Source organism: Pseudomonas svalbardensis, assembly GCF_030053115.1.
Lineage (GTDB): Bacteria > Pseudomonadota > Gammaproteobacteria > Pseudomonadales > Pseudomonadaceae > Aquipseudomonas > Aquipseudomonas svalbardensis.
Window position 1 is genome coordinate 6122758 of the sequence record NZ_CP125619.1, and the last position, 14640, is coordinate 6137397.

At 59.2% G+C, this 14640-nt stretch carries 15 protein-coding genes and 1 pseudogene; 11 read left to right on the plus strand and 5 right to left on the minus strand.

Going from position 1 to position 14640, the window contains the following annotated elements:
• The first annotated feature begins 187 nt into the window (after positions 1-187).
• Positions 188-1744, plus strand: coding sequence for a phospholipase D family protein (locus QFX16_RS28395; RefSeq protein WP_283182179.1), 1557 nt, complete (start codon positions 188-190; stop codon positions 1742-1744).
• On the opposite strand, the gene QFX16_RS28400 is transcribed toward QFX16_RS28395, so the two are convergent.
• Positions 1741-2886: an MFS transporter gene (locus tag QFX16_RS28400; RefSeq protein WP_283182180.1), complete on the minus strand. Its 1146-nt coding sequence runs from the start codon at positions 2884-2886 to the stop codon at positions 1741-1743. The two genes, QFX16_RS28395 and QFX16_RS28400, sit on opposite strands and share 4 nt — an antisense overlap.
• A 166-nt stretch (positions 2887-3052) precedes the next feature.
• On the minus strand, positions 3053-4546 hold the full coding sequence (locus tag QFX16_RS28405; protein ID WP_283182181.1) for an aldehyde dehydrogenase: 1494 nt from the start codon (positions 4544-4546) through the stop codon (positions 3053-3055).
• 238 nt (positions 4547-4784) lie between these two features.
• Here QFX16_RS28405 and QFX16_RS28410 point away from each other — a divergent pair, with 238 nt between their 5' ends.
• Together QFX16_RS28410 and QFX16_RS28415 are read left to right on the plus strand one after the other, a co-directional pair.
• Positions 4785-5147: a cupin domain-containing protein gene (locus QFX16_RS28410; RefSeq protein ID WP_283182182.1), complete on the plus strand. Its 363-nt coding sequence runs from the start codon at positions 4785-4787 to the stop codon at positions 5145-5147.
• Positions 5148-5293: 146 nt separating this feature from the next.
• Complete coding sequence (locus QFX16_RS28415) at positions 5294-5512, plus strand: peptidase inhibitor (protein WP_283182183.1); 219 nt, start codon at positions 5294-5296, stop codon at positions 5510-5512.
• An 80-nt stretch (positions 5513-5592) separates the two neighbouring features.
• Here the strand turns inward: QFX16_RS28415 and rpmG are convergent, their stop codons facing one another.
• Both rpmG and rpmB read right to left on the minus strand, forming a co-directional pair.
• On the minus strand, positions 5593-5748 hold the full coding sequence (gene rpmG, locus QFX16_RS28420) for a 50S ribosomal protein L33 (RefSeq protein ID WP_007894709.1): 156 nt from the start codon (positions 5746-5748) through the stop codon (positions 5593-5595).
• An 11-nt stretch (positions 5749-5759) separates the two neighbouring features.
• On the minus strand, positions 5760-5993 hold the full coding sequence (gene rpmB, locus QFX16_RS28425; protein WP_007894701.1) for a 50S ribosomal protein L28: 234 nt from the start codon (positions 5991-5993) through the stop codon (positions 5760-5762).
• 445 nt (positions 5994-6438) lie between these two features.
• Between rpmB and QFX16_RS28430 the strand changes: the two genes are divergently transcribed.
• The gene (locus QFX16_RS28430) at positions 6439-8025 is read left to right on the plus strand and encodes an ABC transporter substrate-binding protein (protein ID WP_283182184.1); all 1587 of its coding nucleotides are present in this window, start codon (positions 6439-6441) and stop codon (positions 8023-8025) included.
• Between the two features lie 138 nt (positions 8026-8163).
• Here QFX16_RS28430 and radC read toward each other — a convergent pair whose 3' ends face one another.
• Complete coding sequence (gene radC, locus QFX16_RS28435; RefSeq protein ID WP_283182185.1) at positions 8164-8838, minus strand: RadC family protein; 675 nt, start codon at positions 8836-8838, stop codon at positions 8164-8166.
• 136 nt (positions 8839-8974) lie between these two features.
• Here radC and coaBC point away from each other — a divergent pair, with 136 nt between their 5' ends.
• From coaBC to QFX16_RS28470, 7 genes and pseudogenes are all read left to right on the plus strand, one after another.
• Positions 8975-10183, plus strand: a complete 1209-nt coding sequence (gene coaBC, locus QFX16_RS28440; protein WP_008150165.1) for a bifunctional phosphopantothenoylcysteine decarboxylase/phosphopantothenate--cysteine ligase CoaBC — start codon at positions 8975-8977, stop codon at positions 10181-10183.
• Positions 10184-10188: 5 nt separating this feature from the next.
• Positions 10189-10644: a dUTP diphosphatase gene (gene dut / locus QFX16_RS28445; RefSeq protein WP_150657681.1), complete on the plus strand. Its 456-nt coding sequence runs from the start codon at positions 10189-10191 to the stop codon at positions 10642-10644.
• 278 nt (positions 10645-10922) lie between these two features.
• Positions 10923-12299 (plus strand): annotated as a pseudogene (locus QFX16_RS28450) (phosphomannomutase/phosphoglucomutase); the annotation flags it as partial.
• A gap of 25 nt (positions 12300-12324) precedes the next feature.
• A complete protein-coding gene (gene argB, locus QFX16_RS28455) occupies positions 12325-13230 on the plus strand; it encodes an acetylglutamate kinase (RefSeq protein ID WP_109626724.1) in 906 nt (301 codons plus the stop codon).
• A 202-nt stretch (positions 13231-13432) separates the two neighbouring features.
• The gene (locus QFX16_RS28460; protein ID WP_283182186.1) at positions 13433-13645 is read left to right on the plus strand and encodes a hypothetical protein; all 213 of its coding nucleotides are present in this window, start codon (positions 13433-13435) and stop codon (positions 13643-13645) included.
• Positions 13646-13662: 17 nt separating this feature from the next.
• Positions 13663-14235 carry a hypothetical protein gene (locus QFX16_RS28465; protein ID WP_283182187.1) on the plus strand — a complete coding sequence of 191 codons (573 nt, stop codon included), beginning with the start codon at positions 13663-13665 and terminating at the stop codon, positions 14233-14235.
• Positions 14222-14605: a hypothetical protein gene (locus tag QFX16_RS28470; protein ID WP_283182188.1), complete on the plus strand. Its 384-nt coding sequence runs from the start codon at positions 14222-14224 to the stop codon at positions 14603-14605. Before QFX16_RS28465 ends, QFX16_RS28470 begins: the two co-directional genes overlap by 14 nt.
• Positions 14606-14640 lie beyond the last annotated feature (35 nt).

Consider the following 14640-nt stretch of genomic DNA (forward strand, 5'->3'; position numbering starts at 1 on the left):
TCCGGGTTTTGTAGGACGTTTATGTAGGAAACAAAGGCAATTCAACGCGGTTTTAACTACAGACTTTGTAGTTTTTGAAGGCTCACGGAGAACCGTCCGACAACCAGAGACTTCACGTCCTGCAAAAGCGATGAATCACAATGACGTGCCATACTTCGGCCTTTGCAATCACTTGAGACGATCCGATTTGAGAGTCAGACCGGTCCTGCCCTTCGTTCTGCTGCTCGTCTTGCTGCTCAATGGCTGTGCGAGCCTCGACGTCTCCCGCGAGCCCAGCCAGGCATTGCCGGCGGCAAATTCGGCGTTCGGCCGTTCGATCCAGGCGCAGGCTGCGCCTCATCAGGGCCGCTCGGGCTTTCGCCTGCTCTCCGACAGCACCGAAGCCTTCGCGGCCCGCGCCGAGCTGATCCGCAACGCCCAAAGCAGCCTGGATTTGCAGTACTACATCGTGCATGACGGCATTAGCACGCGGATGCTGGTGGATGAACTGCTCAAGGCCGCCGACCGCGGTGTGCGCGTGCGCATTCTGCTCGACGACACCACCAGCGATGGCCTGGACCGGATCATCGCCACGCTGGCGGCACATCCGCAGATCCAGATCCGTGTGTTCAACCCATTGCACCTGGGCCGCAGCACCGGCGTGACACGAACGGTGGGACGGTTGCTCAACCTGTCGCAGCAACACCGGCGCATGCACAACAAGCTCTGGTTGGCGGACAACAGCATGGCCATTGTCGGTGGACGCAATCTGGGGGATGAGTACTTCGACGCTGAACCCAACCTGAATTTCACCGACATCGACATGCTCGGTGTCGGCCCGGTCGCCGAACAGCTGGGGCACAGTTTCGACCAGTACTGGAACAGCGCGCTGAGCAAACCGATCGACGCGTTTTTATCCAGCAAGCCGACAGCCCGGGACCTGGAAAACACCCGGACCCGACTGGAAGAATCGCTTGAAGAAACACGCAAACAGAATCACGCGCTCTACCAGCAGTTGATGACCTACACCACTCACCCGCGCCTGGATATCTGGCGTCGGGAGTTGATCTGGGCCTGGAACCAGGCACTGTGGGACGCGCCGAGCAAAGTGCTGGCCGACGGCGAGCCCGATTCGCAGTTGCTGCTGACCACGCAGTTGGCGCCCGAGCTCAATGGCGTCAGCAAAGAGCTGATCATGGTTTCGGCCTACTTCGTACCCGGCCAGCCGGGGCTGGTGTACCTGACCGGGCGCGCCGATGCCGGAGTGTCGGTGAGCCTGCTGACCAACTCACTGGAAGCCACTGACGTCCCGGCGGTGCATGGCGGTTACGCGCCGTATCGCAAGGCACTGCTGGAGCATGGCGTGCAGCTGTTCGAATTGCGTCGCCAGCCTGGCGACGGCGGCGGCAGCGGACCCCATCTGTTCAACAGCGGCTCCAATTCCAGCCTGCACAGCAAGGCAATCATTTTCGACCAGCAGAAGTCTTTCATCGGCTCGTTCAATTTCGACCCACGCTCAGTGCTGTGGAACACCGAAGTCGGGGTGCTGGTGGACAGCCCGGAACTCGCCGCGCGTGTGCGTGAACTGGCGTTTCAAGGCATGGCGCCGGCCCTGAGTTATCAGGCGAAACTGGAAAAAGGCCAGGTCGTCTGGGTCACCGAGGACAACGGCAAAATGCACACGATGACCAAGGAGCCGGGGACTTGGTGGCGGCGCTTCAATGCGTGGATGAGCACCACCGTCGGCCTGGAACGGATGCTCTAGGCCGGTTCGGCCACCGTGCCAAACGCGCCTTGCCGCGACAGCAGAATCACCAACCCCAGCGCACCGGCTGCCATCAGCAGCGGCAACGCATGCCCGCTGATCCACTGACTGCCGGCACCGGCCGCCAGCGGTCCGACCAGGCAACCGATCCCCCACAGCTGCGCGATATGCGCATTGGCGCGCACCAGTGCATCGTCGCGATAGCGCTCGCCGATCAGGATCAGTGACAAGGTGAACAAGCCACCGGCACTGGCACCGAACAACACCCACAACGGCCAGATCAGCAACGTATCGATCAACAACGGGATGGCCAGGCTCGATATCAGCAGGACCACCGCACACCCGGTGAACAATGTACGTCGCGACAAGCGATCAGCCAGTGCGCCAATCGGCAATTGCAGCAAGGCATCACCCACCACCACCGTGCTGACCATCGCCAACGCAATTTCCGTCGTAAAGCCCTGACGCAGGCAATAAACCGGCAACAACGTCAGGATCATCGCTTCGAACGCTGCGAACAGCGACACCGCCCAGGCAATCGCCGGCAGGCCACGGCAGAAGCCCAGCAAGTCGCTGAAGGTCACGCTGCAGGCTTCACTGGTCGGCGCGCCGCTGCGGCCCAGCAACAGGAACGGTGCCGCCATCAGCAACCCGACGCCGACCCAAAATCCGTAATCGTGTTCGGTGCCCACAACGCCAAGCAGCAACGGCCCGGCCAGCTGACTCAGCGCATAACTGCTGCCATACAGCGCCACCAATCGCCCGCGCCACTCTTCCAGCACAAGCTGGTTGATCCAGCTTTCGCCAAGGATGAAGACAAGGGTCAGGATCACCCCGATCATCAGCCGCAATACCAGCCAAATCGGATAGCTCGGCCACACTGCCAGCAAACCGATGGACACCGCCCCGGCCCACAGGCACAGGCGCATCAGATTGGCCGTGCCGAGACGCGCCGCGAGGTGGCTGGAGATCTTCGCCCCCAGCAATACCCCAATCGCCGGCATTGCCGCCATCACGCCGATGGCGAACGAGCCGTAACCCCAGCCTTCCAGACGCAGCGACACCAACGGCATGCTGACACCCAGGGCCAGGCCGACACTCAAGACAGACGCCAAAACGGCGAAATACGTCGCCCAACGCATGTTCCACGCTCCTGTGGATTGTTATTTTTTAACCGCCGCACAAAGCAATGTGGGAGCGAGTTTGCTCGCGAAGAGGCCAGCACATTCAACATCAATGTTGACTGTTACACCGTCTTCGCGAGCAGGCTCGCTCCCACAAGGGATCTACGTCGTTAAGAAAACCGACTTACAACTTGATCCAGGTCGCCTTCAGCTCGGTGTACTTGTCGAACGCGTGCAGCGATTTGTCGCGACCGTTGCCGGATTGTTTGAAGCCACCGAACGGCGCGGTCATATCGCCGCCGTCGTACTGATTGACCCACACGCTACCGGCGCGCAAAGCCTTGGCGGTCAGGTGAGCCTTGGAGATGTCGGCGGTCCAGACTGCAGCGGCCAGGCCGTAAGGCGTGTCGTTAGCGATCTGGATAGCTTCTTCAGCGCTGTCGAAGGTGATGACCGACAACACCGGACCGAAGATTTCTTCCTGAGCGATTTTCATCGCATTGCTCACGCCGTCAAAAATCGTCGGTTCAACGTAGGTGCCACCGGTTTCCTGAAGAATGCGTTTGCCGCCCGCCACCAGTTTGGCGCCGTCGGTGTGGCCGGATTCGATGTAGGACAGCACGGTGTTCATCTGCTGGGTATCCACCAGCGCGCCGACGTTGGTTGCCGGGTCCAGCGGGTTGCCCGGTTTCCAGGTTTTGAGGGCCTCGATCACCAGCGGCAGGAATTTATCCTTGATCGAACGCTCCACCAACAGGCGCGAGCCGGCGGTGCAGACTTCGCCCTGGTTGAAGGCGATGGCGCCGGCCGCCGATTCAGCGGCAGCTTGCAGGTCCGGCGCATCGGCGAACACGATGTTCGGGCTCTTGCCGCCGGCTTCGAGCCAGACGCGCTTCATGTTCGATTCGCCGGAGTAGATCAGCAGTTGCTTGGCGATTTTGGTCGAACCGGTGAACACCAGAGTGTCCACATCATTGTGCAGAGCCAGGGCCTTGCCGACGGTGTGACCGTAACCTGGCAGGACGTTCAACACACCTTTCGGGATGCCGGCCTCAACGGCCAGCGCAGCGATGCGGATGGCGGTCAGCGGGGATTTTTCGGATGGCTTGAGGATCACCGAGTTACCGGTGGATAGCGCCGGGCCGAGTTTCCAGCAAGCCATCATCAACGGGAAGTTCCACGGCACGATCGCGCCGACTACGCCGACTGGTTCGCGGGTCACCAGACCCAGCTGGTCATGGGGAGTCGCGGCCACTTCGTCGTAGATCTTGTCGATGGCTTCACCGCTCCAGCTCAGGGCTTGCGCCGCGCCTGGAACGTCGATGTACAGGGAATCGCTGATCGGCTTGCCCATGTCCAGGGTTTCAAGCAGGGCCAGCTCTTCGGCGTGCTGTTTCAGCAGACCGGCGAAACGAATCATGGTGGCTTTGCGTTTGGTGGGCGCCAGACGCGACCAGACGCCGGAATTGAAGGTGGCGCGGGCGTTTTCAACAGCGCGCTGGGCGTCGGCGGCGTCACAGCTGGCGATCTTGCCCAGCAGACGGCCATCGACCGGGCTGATGCACTCGAAGGTCTCGGCGGAGACAGCATCGGTGTATTCGCCATTGATGTAGGCGCGGCCTTCGATCTTCAGATCGCGAGCCCGTTGTTCCCAATCGGCACGAGTCAGGGTGGTCATACGAGTGTCCTCCTCTTATTGAATACGAGCGCCCCGCGGTCTTCGCGGGCGCTGTCAGGAATTCTGCCCGGCCAGCCTGCATTTTCGGCCCAAGGCAACTGCCACCCTAAACCAGCGGCAGGTGAAGTTTCAATATATTTGACATAACACCGTCAAACGGCCTTGCGATGTTCATTTTAATAAACATAGACTTTGGACTTTCCAACCAACCGCGCCGCAATCACGGGGGATTACAACAATGAGCATCCAGGACATCGTCGACTTCAGCCAGGCCACCACCCAGCCCGATCGCTATCGGCCAGACCCGGCGAAAGTCCTTAAGGGCGACCCTGAACAAGCAGTGTACAACCACTACAACAGTCCTTGCGGCCAGATGAGCGCAGGCGTGTGGGAAGGCGAAGTCGGTCAGTGGCATGTGAACTACACCGAGCATGAATACTGCGAAATCGTTCAAGGTGTTTCAGTGCTGCGCGACAACGAAGGCAACGGCAAGACCCTGCGCGTGGGCGATCGCTTCGTGATCCCGGCGGGCTTTCGCGGCACCTGGGAGGTACTGGAGGCGTGCCGCAAAATATACGTGGTGTTTGAACAGAAGGCCTGATCCGACACAGGTGGTCACGATCCAGGTAGGACAAGAGTGGTTCGGTTGAGCGAAGCTTCTTCAGCGCCAAAGCGATGGCAACACCGGATGTGTTGTCAGGTTTTGGCCCGTACTCACCTCAACTTTTTAAACCGCAAGGAAGCACCATGTCTGACAATCCAAATCCATGCGACATCACGGTCGCTCAATACACCATTGGCAAGATGTACACCCCCGAATTGCTCGAAGAAGTTCGCCTCATGGCCAATGGCGCACCGGTCCGGGTCACCGGGCCAAAATTTGCATCGGATCGAAAACGGGTCCCACGTCGTATCAGTCTGCTGACCAATGCCGACAAAGTCATCGTCAGTATCCAGTGCGGCTAAAAACCTGAAGCCTTTTTAGACCCAACAAAAAAGGCCCGTATCTCGCGATACGGGCCTTTTTCGTAAGAGGGAAAAATCAATTACTTGATTTTGCCTTCTTTGTAGATCACGTGCTTGCGAACAACCGGATCAAATTTCTTGATCTCGATTTTGTCCGGAGTAGTGCGTTTGTTCTTGTCGGTAGTGTAGAAGTGACCAGTACCGGCGCTCGAAATCAAACGAATCAATTCACGCATGATTAGCTCCCTTAGATCTTGCCAGCTTTGCGGATTTCGGCCAGCACGACAGTGATGCCACGCTTGTCGATGATACGCATGCCTTTGGCAGATACGCGCAGACGCACGAAACGTTTCTCTTCTTCAACCCAGAAGCGGTGATGCTGCAGGTTCGGCAGGAAACGACGACGGGTTTTGTTGTTTGCGTGGGAAATGTTATTCCCAGTCACCGGACCCTTACCGGTAACTTGACATACTCTCGACATGCCTCAGCCCTCTAAAACCACATGCCCAACCCGGCATGGGTTGGCCGCTTAATCTCTCAGTCATTTGGCGCCAGGCGCCGCGTTTCTTTAGAGGTCTTACCGGCTACACCTACAGTGAAGGAACCGGGCCCCTAGAAAAGAGCGCTGCTTTATACCAGAAAGACCACAGTGCAACAACATTCGGTGTGCGATGAATTCACAAAAAGCCCATTTTCCGGGCTACGAGCGCCTTGGATAAAGGCTGTCGTCGATGGCGACCGCTCGTCGCAGAGCATCGGCCAACACGCCAGTTTCAGGGTTTCCCAACCGTCGCACACACAAAACAGTCGCCTATAGTCGCCGCAAAATGAAAAAGGGGATAGTCATTTACAAAAGAGCCCACTAGGGTAAGCCTTTTCCAGACTGCACTTGCAGATGGGCCTTCGATCTGTAAAGGAATCCGACCATGCGCCTCGCTGCCCTACCGCTGTTGCTCGCCCCGCTCCTACTGAGCCCGCTGGCCCATGCCGCCGCCCTGAGCGTCTGCACCGAGGCCAGCCCGGAAGGGTTCGACGTGGTGCAATACAACTCGCTGACCACCACCAACGCCTCGGCCGACGTGTTGATGAACCGTCTGGTGGACTTCGACACCGCCAGCGGCAAAGTGGTCGCCAGCCTTGCCGACAGCTGGGAAGTCACGCCCGACGGCCTGACCTATGTCTTCAAATTGCATCCGCAGGTGAAGTTTCACCGCACCGAGTATTTCAGCCCATCGCGCGACATGACCGCCGAAGACGTGAAGTTCAGCTTCGACCGCATGCTCGACCCGGCAAACCCTTGGCACAAGGTCGCCCAAAGCGGCTTCCCACACGCCCAGTCGATGCAGCTGCCGGCGCTGATCAAGAAGATCGACGCGCTGGACCCGCTGACTGTGCGCTTCACCCTCGATCACCCGGACTCGACCTTCCTCCCGACGCTGAGCATGGGCTTCGCCTCGATCTACTCCGCCGAATATGCCGACAAACTGCTGAAGGCCGGCACCCCGGAGAAGCTCAACAGCCAGCCAATCGGCAGCGGGCCGTTCATCTTCACGCGCTTCCAGAAAGACGCCTCGATCCGCTACAAGGCCAATCCGGATTACTTCCGTGGCAAGCCTTCGGTGGACCCGCTGATCTTCGCCATCACGCCGGATGCCAATGTCCGCTTGCAGAAATTGCGCCGCAACGAGTGCCAGATCGCCCTGTCGCCCAAGCCTCTGGACGTACAGGCTGCGCTGAAAGAACCGACCCTGAAAGTGGAAAAGACTGACGCCTTCATGACCGCGTTCGTCGGCATCAACAGCCAGCATCCGCCGCTGGACAAGCCTGAAGTGCGCCAGGCGATCAACCTCGCGTTCGACAAGGCCAACTACGTCAAAGCCGTGTTCGAAGACACCGCCGAACCTGCCAACGGTCCATACCCGCCGAACACCTGGAGCTATGCCAAAGGCCTGCCGGGTTATCCGCATGACGTCGAAAAAGCCAAAGCACTCATGGCGAAGGCCGGGCTCAAGGACGGTTTCCAGACCACCATCTGGACCCGACCTTCTGGCAGTCTGCTCAACCCGAACCCGAGCCTCAGCGCTCAAATGCTGCAATCGGACCTCGCGGAAATCGGCATCCAGGCCGAGATTCGGGTGATCGAATGGGGCGAACTGATTCGCCGCGCCAAGGCCGGTGAACACGACCTGCTGTTCATGGGCTGGGCCGGCGACAACGGAGACCCGGACAACTTCCTCACGCCGCAGTTTTCCTGCGCCGCGGTCAAGTCCGGCACCAACTTCGCCCGCTACTGCAACCAGGACCTGGACAAGCTGATCAGCGCCGGCAAGACAACCGGCGAGCAAGGTGTGCGTACCAAACTCTACGAACAGGCCCAGGCACAGATCCAGCAGCAGGCGCTGTGGCTGCCGCTGGCCCACCCGACCGCCTTCGCGCTGACGCGCAAGGACGTTGAGGGCTATCAAGTGAGCCCGTTTGGTCGTCAGGATTACTCGAAGGTCATCCTCAAATAATTCGCCCCGACGCATTACCTGTGGGAGCGAGCCTGCTCGCGAAAGCGTCCATTCAGTCACTGAATAGGTTGACTGACACGACGCCTTCGCGAGCAGGCTCGCTCCCACAAGGGACTCACTTAATTCCGAAAACCTCGTTCACATCCACCCGTACTCGGCCATGGACAGCGGATCGCCGTCACCGATGATGAAATGGTCGAGCACCCGCACATCGATCAGGTCCAGCGCCTCTTGCAGGCGCTTGGTCAGCACTCGATCGGCTTGACTGGGGTTGGTATTACCCGACGGATGGTTATGACAGAGGATCAACGCTGCGGCGTTGTGGGCCAACGCGCGTTTAACCACTTGTCTCGGATAGACACTAGTGCTGTCGATGGATCCGCGAAACAGCACTTCAAAGGTCAGCACTTGATGCCTGGAATCCAAAAACAGACAGCCGAACACCTCGTGAGGCTCGTGGCGCAGCATCGACTTCAAGTAATCACGAACCGCCTGCGGATTTTCCAGTGCCGACTTTTGGCGCGCACGTTCGGCTAGATGCCGCCGGCTCATTTCCTGGACCGCTTGCAACTGAGCGAATTTCGCTGGTCCGAGCCCTAATTGTCTGCTGAATGCTTCCTGATCGGCCTCGAGCAGCGCGCGCAGGCTGCCAAACTGATTCAACAGGTGTCGCGCCAGATCTACCGCGCTTTTACCCGACACGCCGGTTCGTAAAAAAATCGCCAGCAGTTCGGCGTCTGAAAGGCTCCCCGAGCCCAACTCAAGCAACCTCTCCCGCGGCCGTTCCGCCGCTGGCCAATCGCGAATACTCATAGCACCTCCCTGGTCTGTGGGCGCCGCTGTTCCGTAGCGGTCGCTGTGATATCGTAGCCCATCTTTTTTGCTGGCGATTTCATCCCTGGGGAGGGGGTCTCGCCATGCAGTCATCAACGAAATGAAAGGCAGACCTATGCAGCGGCTGTATCGGAAACGCATCGTTCTGGGCGTCGGCGGCGGCATCGCTGCCTACAAGAGCGCTGACCTGGTTCGCCGCCTGATCGACCAGGGCGCCGAAGTGCGCGTGGTCATGACCCGCGGCGGCAGCGAGTTCATCACACCGTTGACCATGCAGGCCCTGTCCGGGCATCCGGTCCACCTCGACTTGCTCGACCCGGCGGCCGAAGCTGCCATGGGCCACATCGAGCTGGCCAAATGGGCCGACCTGGTGCTGATCGCCCCCGCCACCGCGGACCTCATTGCCCGCCTGGCCCAAGGCATTGCCGACGACCTGCTGACCACACTGGTGCTGGCCACCGACGCCGTGGTCGCCGTTGCCCCGGCGATGAACCAGGCCATGTGGCGCGACCCGGCCACCCAGGCCAACCTGCAAACCCTCGAAAGCCGCGGCCTGAAAACCTTCGGCCCAGCCTCCGGCAGCCAGGCCTGCGGCGACGTCGGCATGGGCCGCATGCTCGAAGCCACCGACCTCGCCCAGTGCGCGGCGGACTGCTTCCAGCGTCAGGCGCTGACTGGCAAACACGTGCTGATCACCGCTGGCCCGACCCAGGAAAACATCGACCCGGTGCGCTACATCACCAACCACAGCTCCGGAAAGATGGGCTTTGCCCTGGCCGAAGCCGCGGTGGAAGCCGGCGCCCGCGTAACGCTGATCACCGGCCCGGTGCACCTGCCGACCCCGGATCGCGTCACGCGCATCGACGTGGTCAGCGCCCGCGACATGCTCGCCGCTTGTGAAGCCGCGATCCCTTGCGACCTGTTCATCGCCTCGGCAGCGGTCGCGGACTACCGTCCGGAAGTCGTCGCCCCACAGAAACTCAAGAAAGACCCTACGAACGGCGACGGCTTGTTGCTACAGATGGTCCGTAACCCGGACATTCTGGCCACCATTGCCACACGCCCCGACCGTCCGTTCAGTGTCGGGTTCGCCGCCGAAACCGAGCACCTGCTCGATTACGCTGCCCGCAAGTTGAAAGACAAGAACCTCGATTTGATCGTCGCCAACGACGTCGCCAACCCGAGCATTGGCTTCAACAGCGAAGAAAACGCCTGCAGCGTGATCGACCGCCAGCTACACGCCACACTTTTCGCCCAGACCAGCAAGAGCAAGATTGCTCGCCAGCTGATCACTTTTATCGCCGAACGTCTGAACCAGGTTTAATTTACATGCACACTTTGCAAGCCAAGATCCTCGACCCTCGCATCGGTACCGATTTCCCGCTGCCGCAGTACGCCACGCCAGGCTCCGCCGGCCTCGACCTGCGCGCCATGCTGGAAAAAGACACCGTCATCAAGCCGGGCGAAACCCTGCTGATTCCTACCGGCCTGTCGGTGTACATCGGTGATCCAGGCCTGGCGGCGCTGATTCTGCCGCGCTCCGGCCTGGGCCATAAGCACGGCATCGTGCTGGGCAACCTGGTCGGCCTGATCGACTCTGATTATCAAGGACCGTTGATGGTGTCGTGCTGGAACCGTGGCCAGACCGAATTCACCATGGTCGTTGGCGAACGTTTGGCCCAGTTGGTGCTGGTACCGGTGGTTCAAGCGCATTTCGAGATGGTCGAAGAGTTCGTTGAAACCCAGCGCGGCACGGGCGGTTTCGGACATTCCGGCAGCCATTGATGACTTTGTGGGAGCAGCCGGTCGACGCTCGATTGCTCGCTCCCACAGGTTTTGCACTGAATTGCACAGGCGTCATCTGGAAGGTTTATCACTGAAAATCAAGTCATTGGCCGTTCCATTACACGCTGATGTCGGGGTCATGGCCTTTACACACCACGAACTCTCAGTGGAAAACGCCGTCATACCCTTCAGTTTGAGCCGGCCGACGAGTTCTTCGCGGCAGGTCCAGCCACTTTCGAGATGGAGCATTTCTACAGATGAGCACCCCAGCCCAAGTCGCACCCAAGTTCCCCGACAGCATCTTCCGCGCCTACGATATTCGCGGCACCGTCCCGGAATTCTTGAACGCTGAAACCGCTTATTGGCTCGGTCGCGCCATCGGCTCCCAGAGCCTGGCCCAGGACGAACCGAACGTGTCCGTCGGCCGCGACGGTCGCTTGTCCGGTCCAGAACTGGTCGAACAACTGATCAAAGGCCTCGCCGACAGCGGTTGCCACGTCAGCGACGTCGGCCTGGTGCCAACGCCTGCGCTGTACTACGCCGCCAACGTCTTGGCCGGCAAATCCGGCGTAATGCTCACCGGCAGCCACAACCCGTCGAACTACAACGGCTTCAAGATCGTCATCGCTGGCGACACCCTGGCCAACGAACAGATCCAGGCCCTGCACGAACGCCTCAAGACCAACAACCTGAGCAGCGGCAAGGGCAGCATCACCCAGGTCGAGATCCTCGACCGCTACAACACCGAAATCGTTCAGGACATCAAACTCGCCCGCCGCATGAAGGTGGTGGTCGACTGCGGTAACGGCGCCGCCGGCGTGATCGCCCCGCAACTGATCGAAGCACTGAACTGCGAAGTCATCCCGCTGTTCTGTGACGTCGACGGCAACTTCCCGAATCACCACCCGGACCCAGGCAAGCCTGAAAACCTCGTGGACCTGATCGCCAAGGTCAAGGAAACCAACGCTGACCTGGGCCTGGCCTTCGACGGCGACGGCGACCGCGTCGGCGTGGTAACTAACACCGGCAGCATCGTTTACCCGGACCGCCTGCTGATGCTGTTCGCCCGTGACGTGCTGGCGCGCAATGCTGACGCGCAGATCATCTTCGACGTCAAATGCACCCGTCGCCTGACGCCGCTGATCAAGGAATACGGCGGCCGTCCGCTAATGTGGAAGACCGGTCACTCGTTGATCAAAAAGAAAATGAAACAAACCGGTGCCCTGCTGGCCGGCGAAATGAGCGGCCACATCTTCTTCAAGGAGCGCTGGTTCGGTTTCGACGACGGCATTTACAGCGCCGCGCGTCTGCTAGAGATCCTCAGCAAAGAGAAATCCGCCGCGGAAGAGCTGTTTGCGACCTTCCCGAACGATATTTCTACGCCGGAAATCAATATCCATGTGACCGAAGAGAGCAAATTCAGCATCATTGATGCATTGCACGACGCGAAGTGGGGCGAAGGCGCCGACCTGACCACCATTGACGGCGTGCGAGTCGACTACGCCAAAGGCTGGGGCCTGGTTCGCGCGTCCAACACCACACCGGTGCTGGTGCTGCGCTTCGAGGCCGATGACGAGGCGGAATTGCAGCGCATCAAAGACGTGTTCAAAATCCAGTTGAAGCGTGTTGCACCTGATCTCCAATTACCGTTTTGATCTTCTGAAGTACCCGGAGCCCTGAATGACCCTCGAACGCGAAGCCGCCGCCAACACCGCCAAGGTCCTGTCCGAAGCGCTGCCTTACATTCGCCGCTATGTCGGCAAGACGCTGGTGATCAAATACGGCGGCAACGCGATGGAAAGCGAGGAGCTGAAAACCGGCTTCGCCCGCGACATCGTGCTGATGAAAGCCGTCGGCATTAACCCGGTGGTGGTTCACGGTGGCGGCCCGCAAATCGGCGACCTGCTCAAGCGTCTGTCGATCGAGAGCCACTTCATCGATGGCATGCGCGTGACTGACGCGCAAACCATGGACGTGGTGGAAATGGTCCTCGGTGGCCAGGTGAACAAGGACATCGTCAACCTGATCAACCGTCATGGCGGCAGCGCCATCGGCCTGACCGGTAAAGATGCCGAGCTGATTCGTGCGAAAAAGCTCACCGTGACCCGCCAGACGCCGGAGATGACCCAACCGGAAATCATCGACATCGGCCAAGTGGGCGAAGTAGTCGGGATCAACACCGACCTGCTGAATTTGCTGGTCAAAGGCGACTTCATCCCGGTGATCGCGCCAATCGGTGTCGGCGCCAACGGCGAGTCTTACAACATCAACGCTGACCTGGTGGCCGGTAAAGTCGCCGAAGCGCTGAAAGCTGAAAAGCTGATGCTGCTGACCAACATCGCCGGCCTGATGGACAAGTCGGGCACGGTCCTGACCGGCCTGACCACTCAACAGGTCGACGACTTGATCGCCGACGGCACCATCTACGGCGGCATGCTGCCGAAGATCCGTTGCGCGTTGGAAGCCGTGCAAGGCGGCGTAGGCAGCTCGCTGATCATCGATGGTCGGGTTCCGAATGCCATTCTGCTTGAGATCTTCACCGATACCGGTGTGGGCACCTTGATCAGCAATCGCAAGCGTCCCTGATCCAAAACCTTAAAAGATCGCAGTCAGCGGCAGCTCCTGTAACAGCGGAATTTCGGATGTACGAAAGACCTGTAGGAGCTGACGAAGTCTGCGATCTTTTTTATGCGCGCAGGAAATGTCCGACCTGAATCAGCGAAACGTCCGACATCGTAAAGGAATCAATCTGCATAGGATCGTCCCTGTACCCACAGGAGATCTCACCATGCAAAAAGTTTACGCACCCAATGGAAGCGACGTATCCGCAGGCACCTACGAATGCGCCGACTGCGGCTACGAATACTCCAACCAATCGAAAAAATCCTTGCCTCCTTGTCCTCAGCGCCTGGATTCAGTGCACGTACAAAACGGCTGGAAAATCCTCACGGGCCAAGGGGACGCAGAGGAAGATCCTTACCCAAAGAAGTCCGGCAAGTGATCACGGGGGGCTGAGCCATGCAGATCTCGTTCACGATCGACGCCCAGGCTTTCGAGCTGGAGCAAAAGGAACCGGTCAAAAAGACGTTGAGGATTTCCGACAACGAAATTGCCCACGCGCTACAGCGAATAGCCAAAGCGAGTCTGACCGAATACTTGAAAATGCTAGTTGAAGGCGGCATGCCCAGCAGAGCGGATGAGGCCAAGCAGGATCGATTGCTGTATCTGATTCAAAGCTACTTCGGGCAAACGCTGCCGACCGAATCGCAGATATCAACGATCTTTCAACTGACCCAGAGCCAAAGCAAAACGCTCCTGAAGAACACCGTCTCGCGGTTTCGTAACCAACTCGACGACATCCTGCACAACAGCATGCGGGCCGTGATCGAAACCGCAGACCATGCGCAGACGGTTTACCTGGTGGTCATCAGCTCCGACGTCATTCGTGATGAACTGAACATGCTGATCACCCAGAACGAGCCGACCTTCAAACCCATCACCAAACGCAAAGGCAGCGCCGGGCTGTTCGAAATCAGCGAAGACTCACACGACTTGCTGTGCAGAACGCTGGGGCTGAATGCCGTTCAGTGACATTGTTGCGGTCAGCGGTTTGCTGCTGACCCTGACCACTTTCATGTTCAACCTGGCGTGGCCGAGGCTGCATGAAGCACTGGAGCTGGATGAAAGCCAATCTGGCCCGCTCGCCAGAAAACGTAGCCGAAAAAAGGTAACGAACGTTTTGTTCGCCTGCGCCCTTCCACTGACGAGCGCCTTCATGGCGCTGTTTTACGTCAACTTGCCTGCCGCTGTGAAAATCATGGGCAGCAGCACGCTGGATCTTTGGGACTTTGACGTGGATCGCACACTTTACGTGATGGTTGTGTTTGCACTGATGGTGTTTGCGCTGTTCAACCTCGGGGTGGCGCTAAAGCTGATAGGAAAATGGCGAAGGCTTCGCTGACGGCAAAAAAAGACCCCGCTCAGGCCGACTAAGCG

Bases quoted from the DNA above. Each gene is read 5' to 3' on its own strand.
- QFX16_RS28400 (WP_283182180.1), bottom strand. From the start codon at position 2,886: ATGCGTTGGGCGACGTATTTCGCCGTTTTGGCGTCTGTCTTGAGTGTC.
- QFX16_RS28405 (WP_283182181.1), bottom strand. From the start codon at position 4,546: ATGACCACCCTGACTCGTGCCGATTGGGAACAACGGGCTCGCGATCTG.
- QFX16_RS28410 (WP_283182182.1), top strand. From the start codon at position 4,785: ATGAGCATCCAGGACATCGTCGACTTCAGCCAGGCCACCACCCAGCCC.
- QFX16_RS28415 (WP_283182183.1), top strand. From the start codon at position 5,294: ATGTCTGACAATCCAAATCCATGCGACATCACGGTCGCTCAATACACC.
- rpmG (WP_007894709.1), bottom strand. From the start codon at position 5,748: ATGCGTGAATTGATTCGTTTGATTTCGAGCGCCGGTACTGGTCACTTC.
- rpmB (WP_007894701.1), bottom strand. From the start codon at position 5,993: ATGTCGAGAGTATGTCAAGTTACCGGTAAGGGTCCGGTGACTGGGAAT.
- QFX16_RS28430 (WP_283182184.1), top strand. From the start codon at position 6,439: ATGCGCCTCGCTGCCCTACCGCTGTTGCTCGCCCCGCTCCTACTGAGC.
- radC (WP_283182185.1), bottom strand. From the start codon at position 8,838: ATGAGTATTCGCGATTGGCCAGCGGCGGAACGGCCGCGGGAGAGGTTG.
- coaBC (WP_008150165.1), top strand. From the start codon at position 8,975: ATGCAGCGGCTGTATCGGAAACGCATCGTTCTGGGCGTCGGCGGCGGC.
- dut (WP_150657681.1), top strand. From the start codon at position 10,189: ATGCACACTTTGCAAGCCAAGATCCTCGACCCTCGCATCGGTACCGAT.
- argB (WP_109626724.1), top strand. From the start codon at position 12,325: ATGACCCTCGAACGCGAAGCCGCCGCCAACACCGCCAAGGTCCTGTCC.
- QFX16_RS28460 (WP_283182186.1), top strand. From the start codon at position 13,433: ATGCAAAAAGTTTACGCACCCAATGGAAGCGACGTATCCGCAGGCACC.
- QFX16_RS28465 (WP_283182187.1), top strand. From the start codon at position 13,663: ATGCAGATCTCGTTCACGATCGACGCCCAGGCTTTCGAGCTGGAGCAA.
- QFX16_RS28470 (WP_283182188.1), top strand. From the start codon at position 14,222: ATGCCGTTCAGTGACATTGTTGCGGTCAGCGGTTTGCTGCTGACCCTG.